17 protein-coding genes are annotated in these 16,508 nt (G+C 70.0%); 10 read left to right on the top strand and 7 right to left on the bottom strand.

What is annotated here, in order from left to right; all coding sequences use genetic code 11:
• Nucleotides 1-95: 95 nt before the first annotated feature.
• From ACSBPH_RS03520 to ACSBPH_RS03510, 3 genes are all read left to right on the top strand, one after another.
• The gene (locus ACSBPH_RS03520) at nt 96-602 is read left to right on the top strand and encodes a sigma-70 family RNA polymerase sigma factor (RefSeq protein WP_442576227.1); all 507 of its coding nucleotides are present in this window, start codon (nt 96-98) and stop codon (nt 600-602) included.
• Entirely contained in the window at nt 599-1,360 is a 762-nt protein-coding gene (locus ACSBPH_RS03515; RefSeq protein ID WP_442576226.1) for an anti-sigma factor family protein, read from the top strand. Before ACSBPH_RS03520 ends, ACSBPH_RS03515 begins: the two co-directional genes overlap by 4 nt.
• Nucleotides 1,361-1,474: 114 nt before the next feature.
• Nucleotides 1,475-2,023, top strand: coding sequence for an MOSC domain-containing protein (locus tag ACSBPH_RS03510; protein ID WP_442576225.1), 549 nt, complete (start codon nt 1,475-1,477; stop codon nt 2,021-2,023).
• 93 nt (nt 2,024-2,116) lie between these two features.
• Here the strand turns inward: ACSBPH_RS03510 and fbaA are convergent, their stop codons facing one another.
• Nucleotides 2,117-3,145, bottom strand: a complete 1,029-nt coding sequence (fbaA, locus tag ACSBPH_RS03505; RefSeq protein ID WP_442576224.1) for a class II fructose-bisphosphate aldolase — start codon at nt 3,143-3,145, stop codon at nt 2,117-2,119.
• A gap of 249 nt (nt 3,146-3,394) precedes the next feature.
• On the opposite strand from fbaA, the gene glpX reads away from it, so the two are divergent.
• Together glpX and ACSBPH_RS03495 are read left to right on the top strand one after the other, a co-directional pair.
• The gene (glpX, locus tag ACSBPH_RS03500) at nt 3,395-4,384 is read left to right on the top strand and encodes a class II fructose-bisphosphatase (RefSeq protein ID WP_442576223.1); all 990 of its coding nucleotides are present in this window, start codon (nt 3,395-3,397) and stop codon (nt 4,382-4,384) included.
• A 193-nt stretch (nt 4,385-4,577) separates the two neighbouring features.
• The gene (locus tag ACSBPH_RS03495; RefSeq protein WP_243728512.1) at nt 4,578-4,781 is read left to right on the top strand and encodes a UDP-N-acetylmuramyl pentapeptide phosphotransferase; all 204 of its coding nucleotides are present in this window, start codon (nt 4,578-4,580) and stop codon (nt 4,779-4,781) included.
• A 303-nt stretch (nt 4,782-5,084) separates the two neighbouring features.
• Here ACSBPH_RS03495 and ACSBPH_RS03490 read toward each other — a convergent pair whose 3' ends face one another.
• The 3 genes from ACSBPH_RS03490 to ACSBPH_RS03480 form a co-directional block, all read right to left on the bottom strand.
• Nucleotides 5,085-6,389 carry a DNA recombination protein RmuC gene (locus ACSBPH_RS03490; RefSeq protein WP_442576222.1) on the bottom strand — a complete coding sequence of 435 codons (1,305 nt, stop codon included), beginning with the start codon at nt 6,387-6,389 and terminating at the stop codon, nt 5,085-5,087.
• Between the two features lie 45 nt (nt 6,390-6,434).
• Entirely contained in the window at nt 6,435-7,859 is a 1,425-nt protein-coding gene (locus ACSBPH_RS03485; RefSeq protein ID WP_442576221.1) for a DUF222 domain-containing protein, read from the bottom strand.
• A gap of 330 nt (nt 7,860-8,189) precedes the next feature.
• Nucleotides 8,190-8,813, bottom strand: a complete 624-nt coding sequence (locus ACSBPH_RS03480; protein WP_442576220.1) for an exonuclease domain-containing protein — start codon at nt 8,811-8,813, stop codon at nt 8,190-8,192.
• A 155-nt stretch (nt 8,814-8,968) separates the two neighbouring features.
• Here ACSBPH_RS03480 and ACSBPH_RS03475 point away from each other — a divergent pair, with 155 nt between their 5' ends.
• From ACSBPH_RS03475 to ychF, 3 genes are all read left to right on the top strand, one after another.
• Nucleotides 8,969-9,712, top strand: a complete 744-nt coding sequence (locus ACSBPH_RS03475; protein ID WP_442576219.1) for a class I SAM-dependent methyltransferase — start codon at nt 8,969-8,971, stop codon at nt 9,710-9,712.
• The gene (locus ACSBPH_RS03470; RefSeq protein ID WP_442576218.1) at nt 9,709-10,326 is read left to right on the top strand and encodes a dihydrofolate reductase family protein; all 618 of its coding nucleotides are present in this window, start codon (nt 9,709-9,711) and stop codon (nt 10,324-10,326) included. The genes ACSBPH_RS03475 and ACSBPH_RS03470 overlap by 4 nt, the downstream gene beginning before the upstream one ends.
• A gap of 93 nt (nt 10,327-10,419) precedes the next feature.
• Nucleotides 10,420-11,493 (top strand): redox-regulated ATPase YchF, encoded by a 1,074-nt coding sequence (ychF, locus tag ACSBPH_RS03465; RefSeq protein ID WP_442576217.1) that lies wholly within the window; start codon nt 10,420-10,422, stop codon nt 11,491-11,493.
• A 111-nt stretch (nt 11,494-11,604) separates the two neighbouring features.
• Here the strand turns inward: ychF and ACSBPH_RS03460 are convergent, their stop codons facing one another.
• On the bottom strand, nt 11,605-12,741 hold the full coding sequence (locus tag ACSBPH_RS03460) for an endo-1,4-beta-xylanase (protein WP_442576216.1): 1,137 nt from the start codon (nt 12,739-12,741) through the stop codon (nt 11,605-11,607).
• 288 nt (nt 12,742-13,029) lie between these two features.
• Nucleotides 13,030-13,920 carry an aminoglycoside phosphotransferase family protein gene (locus ACSBPH_RS03455; RefSeq protein WP_442576215.1) on the bottom strand — a complete coding sequence of 297 codons (891 nt, stop codon included), beginning with the start codon at nt 13,918-13,920 and terminating at the stop codon, nt 13,030-13,032.
• A 93-nt stretch (nt 13,921-14,013) separates the two neighbouring features.
• On the opposite strand from ACSBPH_RS03455, the gene ACSBPH_RS03450 reads away from it, so the two are divergent.
• On the top strand, nt 14,014-15,711 hold the full coding sequence (locus ACSBPH_RS03450) for an ABC-F family ATP-binding cassette domain-containing protein (protein WP_442576214.1): 1,698 nt from the start codon (nt 14,014-14,016) through the stop codon (nt 15,709-15,711).
• Between the two features lie 50 nt (nt 15,712-15,761).
• On the opposite strand, the gene ACSBPH_RS03445 is transcribed toward ACSBPH_RS03450, so the two are convergent.
• A complete protein-coding gene (locus ACSBPH_RS03445; RefSeq protein WP_442576213.1) occupies nt 15,762-16,112 on the bottom strand; it encodes a LysR family transcriptional regulator in 351 nt (116 codons plus the stop codon).
• 173 nt (nt 16,113-16,285) lie between these two features.
• Here ACSBPH_RS03445 and ACSBPH_RS03440 point away from each other — a divergent pair, with 173 nt between their 5' ends.
• Nucleotides 16,286-16,450: a hypothetical protein gene (locus ACSBPH_RS03440; protein ID WP_442576212.1), complete on the top strand. Its 165-nt coding sequence runs from the start codon at nt 16,286-16,288 to the stop codon at nt 16,448-16,450.
• The last annotated feature ends 58 nt before the right edge of the window (nt 16,451-16,508 follow it).

The raw sequence follows: 16,508 nt of genomic DNA, 5'->3' as shown, positions 1-16,508 counted from the left end.
ACGAAGCATCGGGGCTCATACTCGTACTGCGCGCGCTGCGCAGGCGGTGAACCTTCCGGGGCGCGCCCTCGTGGTCTCCTTCGAGGAGGTGTGCGATGCCACCCGACGACGACGCGCGTCTGACCGCGCTGTACGACGCGCATGCGGCGCCCGTGTGGCGATACGTCGTGACGCTCACCGGCGATCGCGCCGGTGCCGACGACGTCGTGCAGGAGACGCTGCTTCGTGCCTGGCGCACGCCGAAGATCCTGGCGCAGGATCCGTCCACGACGCGCGCCTGGATGATCACGGTCGCGCGCCGCATCGTCATCGACGAGGCGCGGAGCGCGCGTCGACGGCATGAGCGCACGGTGGCAGAGCTCCCCGAGGCCTCGGTCGGCGACAACACCGACGCGCTGTTCGAGGCGATCCTCATCCAGGAGGCCCTCGCGGCGCTCTCGGTCGATCATCGCGCCGTGATCGTCAAGGCGTACTATCGCGGGCTCAGCATCGCGCAGACCGCGGTGGAACTCGGCATCCCCGAGGGAACCGTCAAATCACGTCTTCACTATGGACTTCGCGCGCTGCGGCTCGCGCTTCAGGAGAGGGGGGTGACCCGATGAACGCCGACCACACGCACTTCGCGCAGTGGGACGCGGCCTACGTGCTGGGTGCGCTCTCGCCGAGCGATCGGCGCGACTTCGAGGGTCACCTCGACGAGTGCGCGGACTGCCGGCATGCGATCGCCGAGCTCGCCCCCACCGTCGGCCTGCTCTCGCGGATCTCCGCGGAGGATGCCGAGAGCGTCGATGCCGCGAGCGTCGACGCGGTTGTCGCCGGCGAGGACGGGACGGATGCCGCGGGTGCTGCGAACGCGGCGGGTGCTGCGAGCGCGGCGCGGGATGTCGATGCCGTCGCGGTCATCTCGCTCGCCCGGGAGCGGTCGCGGCGCCGGCGGCGGCTGCGCGTCGTGGCACTCGTCGCAGCTGCCGTGCTGGTCGTCGCCGCGGTCGCGGTGCCGCTCTCGGTGGCGACGTTCCTGCCGCGTCCGACCGAGTCGTTCGCCCTCGAGTCGACGAGCGGGGTCCCGCTCGAGGCCCAGGTGGCGCTGACGTCGGTGGCGTGGGGAACGCGGATCGAGCTCAACTGCCGGTACCCGGAGGATGACCAGTCCGACGCGCCCGCGGACGGCTGGACCTACGCGCTGACCGTCGTCGACAGCGCCGGCGAGGCATCGGACGTGTCGACGTGGCGGTCGAAGCCGGGCGCGAACGCGCGCCTGCAGGCAGGGACGGCGCTCGATCTCTCCGACATCCGCAGCATCGAGATCCGCACGGCGTCGGGGAAGGTCCTGATGTCGTACGAGCTTCCGCCGTCGTGATCCAGCGCTCCGGCGCGTCGAGTCCGCCGCGTACCGAGTGGGGGTTCCGTTCCGCGCGGCGACGTGCGGATGACGCTCCGCGCCAGGGTGACCCTCCCCGCCTAGGATGACGGGATGCCTCGACTCCTTGCCGTCTGCGTCGTGCACGAGCTCCGCGCGGACTCCGGCAACGGCGTGACCGCGATCGACAAGCGTCCGGTGCCGGGCCCCGTGCGGGTGCGGGCCTTCGGCGCGTACGGCGACGTGCAGGCCGACCGCAAGCACCACGGCGGCCTCGACAAGGCGCTCTACGCCTACTCGGAGGAGGACGCGACCTTCTGGGAGCGTGAGCTCGGGCGCCCGATTCCGCCCGGCTACTTCGGCGAGAATCTGCGCACGGAGGGTCTCGATGTCAACGCCGCGCGCATCGGTGAGCGGTGGCGCATCGGATCGCGTGTCGAGGTGGAGATCACGATGCCGCGGACGCCCTGCGGCACCTTCGCCCGCCGCCTCGGCGGGGAGTTGCAGCGCGGCTGGGTCAAGCGCTTCTCGGCCGAGCGGCGCCTCGGCCCGTACCTGCGCGTCGTGCGGACGGGCACGATCCAGGCGGGCGACGAGATCGTCGTGATCCCCGCGCCCGCAGGTTCGCCCGGTCTCCTCGACGGCTACCGCGATCCCGAGTAACCATTCGGGGCGCACGCGCCTGGTCGCAGAGACGACGGATGCCTCGGCCGGTGGGGCCGAGGCATCCGTCGTCGTAGAGATCCGGGGAGGAGGTCAGCTCTTGGACTGGCCGTACGACCCGAGCTGCTTCGTCGCCTCGACGACGCGGGCGGCCATCGCCGACTCGGCGATCTTGCCCCACGCGCGGGGGTCGTAGGCCTTCTTGTTGCCCACTTCGCCGTCGACCTTGAGGACGCCGTCGTAGTTCTGGAACATGAAGCCGGCGACGGCGCGGGTGAACGCGTACTGCGTGTCGGTGTCGATGTTCATCTTCACGACGCCGTTGGCGACGGCCGTCGCGATCTCCTGGTCGGACGAGCCGCTGCCGCCGTGGAAGACGAGGTCGAGGGGCTTGGGTCCGGTGCCGAACTGGGCGGCGATGCCCTCCTGGATCTCGCCGAGCAGCTCGGGCTTGAGCTTGACGTTGCCGGGCTTGTAGACGCCGTGCACGTTGCCGAAGGTGAGGGCGGCGATCCACCGACCCTGGTCGCCGAGGCCGAGCGCCTCCACGGCCTTGGCCACATCGGCCGTGGTCGTGTAGAGCGCTTCGTTGGAGCCCTCGTGCTTGACGCCGTCCTCCTCGCCGCCCACGACGCCGATCTCGACCTCGAGGATCGCGTTGATCGCCTTGAGGCGGGGGAGGAGCTGCTTCGCGATCTCGACGTTCTCGTCGAGGGGTACGGCCGACCCGTCCCACATGTGCGACTGGAAGATGGGGTTGCGGCCGGCCTTGACCTCATCCTCCGACGCGGCGATGAGCGGGAGGACGAAGTCCTCGAGCGCTGGCTTGGGGCAGTGGTCGGTGTGCAGCGCGATCGTGATCGGGTAGTTCTTGGCGACCTCGGTCGCGAACTTCGCGAAGGCGATCGCGCCGGTCGCGCGGCCCTTGACGGTGTGACCGGCGAAGTAGTCGGCGCCACCGGTCGTGACCTGGATGATGCCGTCGGACCCGGCTTCGGTGAGGCCCTGCAGGATCGCGTTGATCGACTGCGAGCTCGCCGCGTTGATCGCGGGGTATGCGAAGCCACCGGCCTTCGCGCGATCCAGCATCTCGGCGTACTGCTCTGGGGTGGCGACGGGCATGACAGCTCCTTGCTCGGGGGACGTTCACGGCAACTCTAGCGAAGCGCCTCGACGGCTCGGGATGCCGCGTCCCGCCCGGTCGGCGTCATCGGCCGCCGAACCGGCGACCCGGGTCGGGTGGGTGCTCCTCGGCGGTGCGTCGGGCGTTCGGGCGTTCGTCCTTCCCCGGATGAAAGATTCGCCATTCCTTCACGCGCGTGGGGGCGAAATCTTCGAAGCGTCCTGACGGCCCGGGTCTAGGCTGACGCCATGGTGAGCCTGACCGACGACATGAGCCCTCTCCACCCCGACCGCAACCTCGCTCTCGAGCTGGTGCGGGCCACGGAGGCGGCAGCCATCCGCGCCGTGCCCTTCATCGGGCGCGGGCGGAAGGAGCATGCCGACGGCGCCGCCGTGGACGCGATGCGGGCCTTCTTGACGACCGTCAACTTCGACGGCGTCATCGTGATCGGCGAGGGCGAGAAGGACAACGCGCCGATGCTCTACAACGGCGAGTCGGTCGGCAACGGCCGCGGGCCGCGGTGCGACATCGCCGTCGATCCCATCGACGGCACGACGCTGACCGCCGAGGGTCGCAACAACGCCCTCTCCGTCATCGCCGTGTCGGACCGCGGAACGATGCTCGATGCATCGTCGGTCTTCTACATGGACAAGCTCGTCACCGGTCCGGCAGGCGTCGGCGTCGTCGACATCCGTCTTCCCATCGCCGAGAACATCCGCCTCCTCGCCAAGGCGCTCGGCAAGCCCGTCGACGAGCTCGTCGTGTCGGTGCTGAACCGGCCGCGTCATGCTCAGCTCATCCAGGAGATCCGCGATGCGGGGGCCGGCACGCGGCTCATGTCGGACGGCGACGTCGCCGGCGGCATCAACGCCGCTCGCCACAACGCCCGTACCGACATGTGCGTCGGGGTCGGCGGCAGCCCCGAGGGCATCGTGACGGCGTGTGCGATCAAGGCGCTCGGCGGCCACATCCAGGGCCGGCTGTGGCCTCGCGACGATGACGAGAAGCAGAAGGGCATCGACGCGGGTCTGAAGCTCGACGACTTCGTCTACGAGGCCGACGATCTCGTGACGGGGAAGAACACGCTCTTCGTCGCCACCGGCGTCACCAACGGGGAGCTCGTGGGCGGCGTGCGTCGCGACGGCGATTGGATCTACACCGAGAGCGTCGTGCTGCGCGGCGCCTCCGGAACGCTTCGACGCATCACGTCGGAGCACCTGACGTCGAAGTGGCTCTGACCTCAGCGGCTCTCGGTCTCGGTCTCGGTCTCGGTCTCGCTCTCGCGAGTCGCGCGGACCTTCCCTCCTCGCCGCGACGTGAACGATGCGGGACCGTGGCCCAGTCGTTGTCAAGCCTCCACGAGTGCCCAGGGTCGGTCTGGCAGAATGGTGAAGGCGTCGAACGGCGCCGACGCACGTCGAAGGGATGCCGATGACCGTGCAGACGACGGGTCCGCAGACCGGAGCCCAAGCCGTTATCAAGGACGCGACCGACCCTGCCCGCCGCCCCGATGTCTTCTTCCGGGTGCGTCGCGATGAGGGTCACCAGGTCTCGGCCTGGTGGATGATCGGAGCGTTCGTCGTCGTGTCGGCCGGCGTCATCGCGCTCATGAGCCTCGTTCCCGGCGGCGCCTGAATCCCGCTTGCAAGTCCGGAACCCGCGTCGCGGGATCTTTCGCGTCTCTGATCGTTCGCGGCGGCCCCGTTCCGAGCGACGAGCTTCGTGCCGTCGTCGTTCCTCGGACGGGTCGGCGTCGCGCTTCTCCGCGATGTGAGGGTGAACCCGTTCCCCGGAGGGGTCGGCGTCGTCCCCTCCTCTCGCTTCGCTCGCTCGGGGACCGGGGGTGACGGGGAGGTCTGGCCAGTGCTCTCGCGGCGCACGCTCGGGGACCGGGGATGACGGCAGAGGTGACGCGTCGGGCATGAAGTGTGAGCGGGGTCAGTCGGTGCGGATCCGGCCTCGGAGATCGCCCACATCGGCACCGAGATCGAGCTCGGCGGGAGATCCGTCGTCGGTGTCGAGGGCCTCGAGCAGCTCGGGCGCCGTCATGTGGCGCGGAGTGCGATCGATCGCGGCGGGAGACGCGAGCGCGTCGAGCTTCGTCTCGTCGATGCCGGGGAAGCGGCGCGCCGAGACCAGCACGCGGGACTCGAGAGAGCCGGTGAACTTGTTGTAGCTGTCGACCGTGCGCTCGATCGCGCGGCGCAGATCGTCGGCATGTGCGGCGAGTCCGCCGAGTCGCTCGTAGAGCTGGTTGCCCAGGTCGAAGAGCAGGCGCGCCTCGCTCGAGACGTCTTGCTGCGTCCACGTGTAGGCGACGGTCTTGAGGACGGCCCAGAGGTTGACCGGCGAGGCGAGCGCGACGCGCCTCCCGAAGGCGTAGTCGAGGAGCGCCGGGTCTTCCTCGAGAGCCGCCGCGAGCAGCGACTCGGACGGCACGAAACAGACGACGAACTCGGGACTGGACGACAGTCCGGCCCAGTACGCCTTCTTCGCGAGCGCATCCACGTGCCCGCGAACCGCCTTGACGTGCTTGTCGAGCAGCGTCTTGCGGCGGGCGCCCTCGGCGCCCTGGGCAGTGACGGGAATGGCGCTCGCTTCGAGGTACGCATCGAGGGGCACTTTGGCGTCGACTGCCAGCGCCTTGTCGCCCGGGAGGCGGATGACCATGTCGGGGCGGCCGGCTCGGGCATCCGTCACGATCGACGTCTGCGTCTCGAAATCGACGTACCGCGTGAGACCGGCCGCTTCGACGACGCGTCGCAGCTGCGTCTCGCCCCAGACGCCACGCGTGCTCCCGGAGCGCAGGGCGCTCGCGAGGGATTCGGTCGTCGCACGGAGCGCCTCGTCCGACTCCCGCGAGCTGCGCAGCTGCTCGGCGAGGGCGCCGAACTGCTCCTGACGGTCGCGCTCGAGGGCGTCGACCTTCTGCTGCATCGTGTGCAGCGTCTCGCTGACCGGCGCGAGAGCGCGCAGCACTGCGTGCTCACGGCGCTCGCGCTCCTCACGCGCCGCCTGGTCGGCCCGAGCCTGGCCCGCGAGTTCGCGATACAGCAGGTGCTGGTGGTCGAGCTGCGCCTGCACACCGGACCGCGCCGCCTCGGATGCCGCGAGCCGCGCGTGCAGCTCGCCCCGATCATGGCCGGCGCGCGTCGTGCCGCGCGCGACTCCCGCGAACCACCCGGCGAACAGGCCGGCCGCGAGACTGCCGATCACGAGGATCGAGACGAGGAGTGCATCCATGTGAGAAGGATGACGGATGCCTCCGACACCCGCGCGCATCGGCACTCAGAAGGGCACGCCCTCCCGGTCGGGCGGATCGGCGGGCAGCCCGGGCCCTCCCGGAGGATCGTCATCGCCGCAGCCCGCTGCGGACGGCGGCTCCCACTCGGGAACGAAGGTGACCGGCAAAGGCGGTCGATCGATGTAGACGACGCCCAGGGGTGACGTCCACTCCAAGACGCCGCCGTCGAGCTGCCGCACTTGCCACGGCGAGAACTGCTTCATCGAGTGATGTCGCTGACACAGATGGCCGAGGTTGCCCCGGCAGGTCGCGCCGCCCCGCGCCCGGTCATGCGTGTGATCGACCTCGCACCGCACGGCGGGAAGCCGGCAGCCGGGGAACCGGCAGCGCTGATCCCGCCCGCGGAGGTACCGGTCGAGCGCCGCGGGGCGCTCGTAGGTGTCGACCTCGACGACGGATCCGGTGACCGGGTGGGTGAGGAGGCGCTCGAGCGGGTGCGTCGTGGATGCGAGGAGCGCGCGAGCCGTTTCGGCGTCGATCGGCGACTGCCCCACCAGGTCTGCGGGGCCGTCGTCGGTTCCGAGAGCAGTGAGCGCGGGTACGACGACCTGCACGCGCGCCCGGATCGCGCCGAGCGTGCCGGGTCCGTCGTCGGTGCGGGTCGGATCTGCGCAGGGAGCGGCTGTCAGCAGCATGTCCGTGAGGAGGTCGGCGCGGATCTGATCGAGCGTCCGCTCGTCGCCGGCCACCACCTCGGTCGGGATGAGCTGCCCGAACGGCGACCGTTCTACGGCGGGCGTCTGCCGGGCGTGCGTGCGCGCATCGCGGATCGACCGGGCCTGCGCCGTCAGCCTGTCGTACACGGCATGAGCGAGCACCGTCGGGAGCGTCGTGATGAGGTCGGACATGCCCTCGCTGAGGTCGACGACCCGCACGTTCCGCGACTCGCGTGCCTCCTGATGCCGCTCGGTGAAGGTGCGGGGGTGCAGTCGCGCCGCGATGATCTCGAGTTGCGCCTTCACGCGACCGGGCGTGTCTTGGCGGCACACCTCGATCGCGATCGTCTCGAAATCCGCGCGCACCTCTGGCGGAAGCGAAGAACCGATCTCGGTGATGAGCCTCTGATGACGCTCGCTGATGACACCGGCACGACCCGCCTCGAAGGTCTGCGGATACATCTCTTCGAGCTCGCGGGCATCGCCGATCCGGCGCTGCACCGTACGGTCGTCCATCATCAGGATCCCGGCGAATTCGGCGGCGATCGATCGCAGGGCCATGTCGTGCTCGCGCACCCGGGAGTCGCTCGTCGACGCGATGTCTTCAGCGATGCGTCCGCCCATGGCGAGTGCGCGGGTCACCATCGCGCGGGCTTGGGCCGCGGCATCCCGACCCTGCCTGAGAAGGTGCGAAGCCTCGGCCAGCGCCGCGGACTGCGCGTCGGTCAGACCGACCACTCCGTCGTTGTGCATCGTGCCCCATCACGTCGACGCAACGCGAACGATCGCGCTGCGCAAGCGGCCCCGGGCACTGGGCTGGTCTGCCGGTCGAGAGCTCTCTTCCGACGTGGGACAAGCTTCTCACCGACCTCCGACATTGCCGCAGCGACGGCATGGGCGAGGTGATGCCGGCCTCGGACCGCGCCCGCGAAGACCGCACGCGACGGCGCGCGGCGCGCGAGCGACCGCAACCGCGCGCGAAGCCGGGAAGCGAGGGCGCGCGGCGCGCGAGCGACCGCAACCGCGCGCGAAGCCGGCAAGCGAGGGCGCGCGACGCTGAACCGACCGCAACCCCGCGAACACTCAGGCGACCGCGGTCGCTCCCGCGATCTCGAACTCGAAGAGGGGAGCGGGCTCGGCGACCGGGATCTGCGACAACCGCACACCGGATGCCTCGGCGAGCGATGACATGTCGTAGGCGCCCGTCCGATGCGCCGCATCGATCACGATGTGCGCGCAGGCGAGCGCGTCGGCGGCGGCGTCGTGGTGCGCGAAGTCGACGAATCCGGCGACCGCGGCCACCGACGGCAGCCGGTACGAGTCGAGTTGGTAGAGCTTGCGGGCGATCTGCAGGCTGCACATATAGCGGTACGGCGGACACACATCGCCCGTCGCCTCGCAGGCGCGCCGGATGACGGTCATGTCGAAGCCCGCGTTGTGCGCGACGAGCACATCGGCCCCGGCGAAGGCGGCGAGATCGTCGAGCTGCTCGCTCCAGCCCTTCGCGCCGATGACGTCTTCTTCACGGATGCCGTGGATCCGCGTGTTCAGCTCGAAGAACCGGTCGTGGCCCGCCGGGGGTCTGATGAGCCAGCCGGCCGTCGCCACGACCTCGCCGTCGCGCACCCGGGCGAGACCCACCGCGCACGCCGAGGCGTTGCTGGAGTTCGCCGTCTCGAAGTCGATCGCGGTGAAGTCCAATGGCACGGTGCCAGCCTCACCCCGGTCAGCGGGACGGATGCCGAGGCGCGCCGAGAAGCGCAGCGGGGGCCAAGGAATCCGGTCGGGCCGGAGAACCCGACCGACCTTCCCCAGCCGCAGAGGCCACGGCGCGTGTCGCACCCCCGTCCTAGGCTCGGCATATGGCACGCCGCGAAGAGATGTCGAGATCGTTCGGAGCTGCCGCGGACGCGTACGAGTCCGGGCGCCCCGAGTATCCGCGCGAGGCCGTCGAGTGGCTGCTCGCCCCGCTGCGCGGAGAGACGCGTGCCATCCGCGTCGCCGATGTCGGCGCGGGCACGGGAAAGCTCACCCGCACGCTCGTCGAAGCGGGAGCCGAGGTCGTCGCGATCGACCCCGACCCCGAGATGCTCGCCGTGCTGCGGGGTGCGGTGCACGCGGTCCCGACTTTCGCGGGGACGGGGGAGCGGATGCCGCTGCCCGATGCGAGCCTCGACGCCGTCACCTTCGGACAGGCGTGGCACTGGGTCGACGCGCAGGCGGCGCTCGAGGAGGCTGCGCGCGTGCTCCGGCCCGGCGGCGTGCTCGGCCTCGTCTGGAACACGAGGGACGATCGAGTGCACTGGGTGCGTCGCCTGACGCAGATCATGCACCCGTCGACGGCCGAGACGATGCTCTCCGAGGGAGGGCCGGAGGCGCGACATCCGTTCGGCCCCTTCGAGCGCGAAGCCTGGGACTGGGAGCGCCCGATGGAGAGAGGCGCGTTCCTCGACATGGTGTCCTCGCGGAGCTACGTCCTCACGGCGGGCGCCGAGGAGCGGGCGCGTATCCTGCGCGAGGCCGGCGACCTGTACGACGAGGTCGGCGGCGGCGGTCCACTCTCGGTGCCGTACCGCACCGAGGCGTTCCGGAGCATCCGCGCATGAGCGCTCAGAAGCTCGTCGTCTGCAACTTCGTGACCGTCGACGGACGCTATGAGGACGACGAGCACGACATCATCTCGTTCTTCGAGCATCAGCACCCCGACTACGACGGTGCCGACTCGTTCGACCACTACACCGCGGAGCTTCTCGAGGGCTCCGACACGCTCCTGCTGGCAGGGCGGCGGTCGGCCCTCGGCAACCTGGAGTACTGGACCGGTGTGCGGCGCGATCCGCACGCGACCGCGATCCGCCGGAGGCTCGCCGAACTCATCCTGGGGATCGAAAAGGTCGTCGTCTCCGACGCCATCGATCCCGACGACATCGCGCCGTATCCGCATACGCGGATCGTCCGGATCGCCGACGTCCGCACCGAAGTGGCGTCGATGAAGGAGCAGGCGGGACGAGGCATCCTGATCCTCCTCGGGCGCGTGCTGTGGAACGACCTCATGCATGCGGGGCTCGTCGATGAACTGCACCTCGTGACGTTCCCGCTCGTCGCTGGCGGCGGCGTGCCGCTGTTCGATTCGCGGCCGCCCGCCGCGCTGCGGCTGCTCGAGACGCGGGTGTGGGAGGAGTCGGGCAATGTGCTGATGCGCTGGCGCGTCGACCCCGATTGACCGGCGCAGGATCGCAGGCTCAGGCCGAACGGCCGCCTCCGCGCCGGGCCACGGCCGGGGCGCGGCATCCGTGCCCACGTAGACTGGACTCCCGTGGCTCTCACCATCGGAATCGTCGGCCTGCCCAACGTCGGCAAGTCCACCCTCTTCAACGCCCTGACCAAGAACCAGGTGCTCGCGGCGAACTACCCGTTCGCGACGATCGAGCCCAACATCGGGGTGGTGAACCTGCCCGATCCGCGGCTCGAGAAGCTCGCCGAGATCTTCCACAGCGAGCGGATCCTGCCCGCCGCGGTGTCGTTCGTCGACATCGCCGGCATCGTGCGCGGTGCGTCGGAGGGGGAGGGCCTCGGCAACAAGTTCCTCGCGAACATCCGTGAGGCCGACGCGATCGCGCAGGTCGTGCGCGGCTTCGCCGACGACGACGTCGTGCACGTCGAAGGTGCGGTGAACCCGCAGAACGACATGGAGACCATCAACGCCGAGCTGCAGCTGGCCGACCTCGAGACGCTCGAGAAGGCGATCACGCGGTACGAGAAGGAGGTGCGCGGGAAGAAGCTCGACCCCGCCGTGCTCCAGACCGCCGAGGCCGCCCGCGATGCGCTGCAGCGCGGTGAGCTGCTGTCGGCCTCGGGGATCGACCTCTCCCCGATCAGGGAGCTCGGCCTCCTGACGGCGAAGCCCTTCATCTTCGTCTTCAACGTCGACGAGGCGGTGCTGACGGATGCCTCGCGCAAGGCCGAGCTCGAAGCGCTTGTCGCACCCGCCAAGGCCGTCTTCCTCGACGCGAAGATCGAGTCCGAGCTGATCGACCTCGACCCCGAGGACGCCGCGGAGCTGCTCGCCTCGACGGGCCAGGAGGAGTCGGGCCTCGACCAGCTCGCGCGCATCGGATTCGACACGCTCGGCCTGCAGACCTACCTCACGGCCGGTCCGAAAGAGGCTCGTGCCTGGACGATCGGTAAGGGCTGGAAGGCCCCGCAGGCGGCCGGTGTCATCCACACCGACTTCGAGAAGGGCTTCATCAAGGCCGAGGTCATCTCGTTCGACGACCTCGTCGCGACCGGCTCGGTCATCGAGGCGCGCGCGAAGGGCAAGGCGCGCCTCGAAGGCAAGGACTACGTCATGCAGGACGGCGACGTCGTGGAGTTCCGCTTCAACAATTGACCCGCCCACGCGCGCGACCGGCCTGGCGGCCGGCGCGGACGCGCGACGTTCGGTCAGCATCCACGCACGACAACGGCGACCGGCCTCGCGGCCGGTCGCCGTTGCACTCGTTCAGCCGCGTCGCGGCGAAGTGCCCGGAGTCGCCTCACGCAGCGACTGGAGCATCGCGGTGAAAGCAGGCTTCGGCGAGTAGTCGTCCTCGAGGATCGTCGCCCAACCCTCACCGGGGAAGACGTCGGGAACCCACGAGTTCGCGTCGGGGAAGCCCCAGACCGTGAAGGACGTGCAGGCCTTCACGTTCAGGCACGCCGTCAGCATCGCGTCGTAGCGGTCGGCTTGCGTGGCGACCTGCTCCGGCGTCGGGCCGGTCTCACCGGGCTGCAGCGGGATGCGCACGTCGGCCTCGGTCACGGCCACCTGAAGGCCGAGCGCCGCGAAGCGCTCGAAGTTCGCCTGCATCGAGGTGTCGAAGCCGTACAGCAGGCTGAGGTGGCCCTGGGCGCCGAAGCCACCCAGCGGCACGCCGTCGGCGAGCATGCGCTGCGCGAGCGCGTAGTACGCGTCGGTCTTCTGATTGATGCCCTCCGCGTTGTAGTCGTTGAGGAACAGCACTGCGTTCGGGTCTGCCTCGTGCGCCCAGCGGAACGCGTCCTCGAGGAGCGCGATGGGGTCGGCGGCGCAGGCCTTCAGGAACGGGTTGGCCTCGGTGCGCAGCCGCACCCCGCCGTTGTCCCAGGTGTCCTGGAAGATCTCGTTCGCGACATCCCACTGGTAGATCTCGCCCTTGAAGTGTCCGACCACGGTGCGGATGTGGTCTTCGAGCACGGCGCGTGCCTGATCGCACGTCCACGTCTTGCTCGCCTCGGTGACCCACGCCGGGTTCTGGCTGTGCCACAGCAGGGTGTGGCCGCGCACCTGCTGGTGGTTCGCCTTGGCGAAGGCGACAAGCGCGTCGGCGGAGGCGAAGTCGTAGACGTCCGCAGCGGGGTGGATCGACTCCCACTTCATGTCGTTCTCGGGCGTCAGAGACGAGAACTGCGCGCTCAGAACCCGCTGATACTCGGTGGGGGCGCTGCGGTCGTACTCGACGAGGTCTCTGCGGCCCCAGACGGCGCTGCCGATCGCGAGATCGCGCGGGGTCTGGTTGCGCAGGGTGTCCTTGTCGGCATGGCTGTATCCGGGCGGGTCGGCGTTCGCTGCGGTCGCGCCTATGAGCGGCAGAACCAGGGCAGCGGCGGCGGTGGCCACCAGAAGTGATCGGAGAGATCGGCGCATGGGAGTAACTCCTGACATCGTCGTCGGTCATCTGCGACGCGTGAGCGACACAAATGTTTTTGCGTGCAACAAAACGCTAGGCGGCGCCTCCAGCCCTGGCAAAAGGTTTCGAGCGTTTTCGATGAGCACGTTCTCATAACGTCGGGCAGCGGCCTTCCGGCGCGGATCCGGGATGTCGAGAGACGCCGCGCGCGAAGGCGACACCGAGCAGACCTCGACACCAGACCCCGAGCGAACGAACCCCGCGGGTCACGTCAGGAACTACCGCCCCGCGAACACATCCAGCAGTCGCCGGCAACGCGGAGGATCCTCGGTCAGCCCGTGGCGGAGACCCCACAGGAGGTAGGAGACGCTCCGGATGACGACCCAGTCCCGCGCACGATCCGCCGGGACGCCCGCTCGCTCGACGAAGAGGTCGAACACCCGCACGACACCCGCCTCGTCCGGAACCTCATCGAGCCGGCTCCAGAGGATGCGCCCCAGGTCGTACTCCGGGTCGCCCCGCAGCATCAAGGGATCCACGACGGCCCACGGCATCCTGGTGCCCGCCAGGACCTGATCGAAGTGAAGATCGCCGTCCACCGCCGAGGACGATGCCCGATCGCGGGCTCTGCTGTCCGCGCACCGTATCGCGACGTCGAGCTGGCGCCGCGGGATCGGCGCGCCACGCGTCGTCCACTCCCGCTCGAAGGTCGCCGCGTGCTCCGCCGCGATCTCATCCGTCCCGCGTACCGTGCGTGCGACAGGCACCGCGAGCGTCGTGACGAGCTCAGCCAGCACGCGGATGGCGTCTTCCAGCGGCTCGTCGGCAAGCGTCCGGCTTCCGTCCAGGCGCTCCAGCAGCATCGCGCGATGCTCGACATCCGCGTCGTGAAGCCGGACCGTGCCTCGGCCGTCCCAAGTGCGCAGCGCGGCGGCTTCGGCCCCCACATCGTCGCCGGGAGGCGCCATCCTGAGCACGAACTCGTGAGCTCCACGTCGGACGGGCACGACCAGCGCGTTCGAGCCGTGCATGACAGGCCCGTCGACGGACAGGCCCCATCGGCCGCACTGATCGGCCACGAGATCGGGAAGGGAGTCGAGCCACTCGCGGCCGACGGAGTCGGTCCACCACCGCGGCATCCTGCGGAACGACGGGGGAACCGTGATCATCGCCCGATCATAAGTCGGGCGATGATCGCAGCGGTGGCGGCCCCGTACCGCCGTCGGCAGAGGCATCCGTCGTCCCGATGGGAGGATTGACGGATGACCGCAACGCTCGTGGCCCAGGGCCTCGCCGGCGGCTACGGCCACCGCACGCTGTTCGACAGCCTCGACCTGACCGTCGCGCCCGGCGACGTCGTCGGCGTCGTGGGCGCGAACGGCGCCGGCAAGTCGACGCTCCTGCGCCTGCTCGCCGGCATCGGCGAGCCGCAGGCCGGTACGGTCTCGCTCGCGCCGGTCGACGCCTTCGTCGGCTGGCTGCCCCAGGTGCACGAGCGGGTCGAGGGCGAGACGGTCGCCGCGTACATCGCGCGTCGCACGGGCTGCGCGCAGGCGACGAGGGAGCTGGATGCCGCGGCCGCCGCGCTCGGTGACCCCGCCCTCGCAGACCCAGGCGCCGACCCCGCCGACGTCTATTCGGCGGCGCTCGATCGCTGGCTCGCAAGCGGCGCTGCCGATCTCGAGGAGCGACTGCCCATCGTGCTCGCCGACCTCGGGCTCGACCTCGGCGACGACGCCGAGCAGGCGCTCATGACATCCCTCTCGGGTGGCCAGGCCGCGCGTGTCGGCCTGGCGGCGCTGCTGCTCTCCCGCTTCGACGTCGTGCTGCTCGACGAGCCGACCAACGACCTCGACCTCGACGGACTGGAGCGTCTCGAAGCGTTCGTGCGCGGCATCCGTGGTGGCGTCGTGCTGGTCAGTCATGACCGTGAGTTCCTCGCGCGCTCGGTGACCCGCGTGCTCGAGCTCGACCTCGCCCAGGGCTCCAACCGGGTGTTCGGGGGCGGCTACGACGCGTACCTCGAAGAGCGGGCGACGGTGCGCCGGCATGCCCGCGAGAAGTACGACGAGTTCGCCGAGAAGAAGGCCGACCTCGTCTCGCGCGCCCGCGTGCAGCGCGAGTGGTCGAGCCAGGGCGTGCGCAACGCGATGAAGAAGGCGCCCGACAACGACAAGATCCGGCGCAAGGCCTCGATGGAATCGAGCGAGAAGCAGGCGCAGAAGGTGCGGCAGATGGAGAGCCGCATCTCGCGCCTGGAAGAGGTCGACGAGCCGCGCAAGGAGTGGCAGCTGGAGTTCACGATCGGCTCGGCGCCGCGATCGAGCACGGTCGTCTCGACGCTGAGCGCGGCGGTCTTCCGCCAGGGTCCCTTCACCCTCGGACCTGTGTCGCTGCAGGTGAACGCGGGGGAGCGGATCGGCATCACGGGACCCAACGGCGCCGGCAAGTCGACGCTCCTGCGCGGGCTGCTCGGTCGTCAGGTGCCGTCGGAGGGTTCGGCGAGCCTCGGCACGAGCGTGCAGATCGGCGAGATCGACCAGGCGCGGTCGCTCCTGGCCGGTCCGCAGCGGCTCGCGGAGGCCTTCGAACAGCTCGTACCCTCGATGTCGCAGGCTGACGTCCGTACGCTCCTGGCGAAGTTCGGCCTGAAAGCGGACCACGTCGGGCGTCCGGTCGATCAGCTCTCGCCGGGGGAGCGCACCCGCGCGGGGCTCGCGCTCCTGCAGGCGCGCGGCGTCAACGTGCTCGTGCTCGACGAGCCGACCAACCATCTCGACCTGCCCGCCATCGAGCAGCTCGAGGAGGCACTGGAGTCCTACGAGGGCACCCTGCTCCTCGTGACCCACGATCGCCGGATGCTCGCGACGGTCAGGACCGACAGACGCTGGCGCGTCGAGGCGGGGACGGTCGCCGAGCTCCAGGCGACGGACGCCGCGGCCCGCCGTTCGGGCGGGTGAGCGATGGTCGGGACCCTGGCCGTTCCGGTCGACCGGAACGGCCGCTCCGGTTAGCGGCCCTGCCGCTTCTTGTACGGCTTCGGCTGGCCCTTCACGATCGGCGCGCGGCCCTTGCCCTTCGAGGCCTTGGCCTTGCCGCCGGGCCTGCTGATGGGCTCGGGGGCGGGTTGCGGCTCGTCGGCGATCCGCTGGCGGGCCTCCTCGAGAACGAGCTTTCCGGCAGGTGTGAGCCGGCGGTTCGCGCCGTCGCCCGTCGTGATCGGGTGCCCGACCTCCGCTTCGAGCTTCTCCATGGATGTGTAGAGAGAAGGGAGAGGGATGCCGAGGGCCTCCGCGGCGCGCGGAAAGTGCAGGTCGTTGTCGACCAACGCGACGAAACGTCGCAGGTGGGCGATCTTCACGCGGTGCCTTTCGTCGCGGCCGAGTGCCGAGACATACAGAATCGCACGCCGTGCCGGCATCCGGTCCCTGCACTCCGGCAAAGGGCCGGGCACCGGGAACCCCACTCCGACGTCGACAGCGTTGGAATTCTCGCTGACTTGCCCTTTTCTCGAACACGACTATGGTGATGGCCATGAGCACGATGACTTTCGGGCACCGCATGGAGCGTCTCGCCGACGCGTCAGTGGTGACGGCCGTCGTCGAGATCGCGGGCGCGCGCCACGAAGTGCTGCCGCCCCGGCGGAGCGTCGCGAGCGGACTGTTCGCCCAGCCCACCCCTCGCGTCGCACCCCCGTGAGCCGGTCTGTCCACCGGCTGATCCGGACACCACGTGCGTCGCACCCGCGGCGCACTTT

The sequence above is a fragment of the Microbacterium sp. F51-2R genome, from assembly GCF_052180235.1.
In the GTDB taxonomy this organism is placed as follows: Bacteria; Actinomycetota; Actinomycetes; order Actinomycetales; family Microbacteriaceae; genus Microbacterium.
The sequence above is the reverse complement of the archived record's forward strand: the minus strand, read 5'-3'. Positions and strand labels throughout refer to the sequence as shown.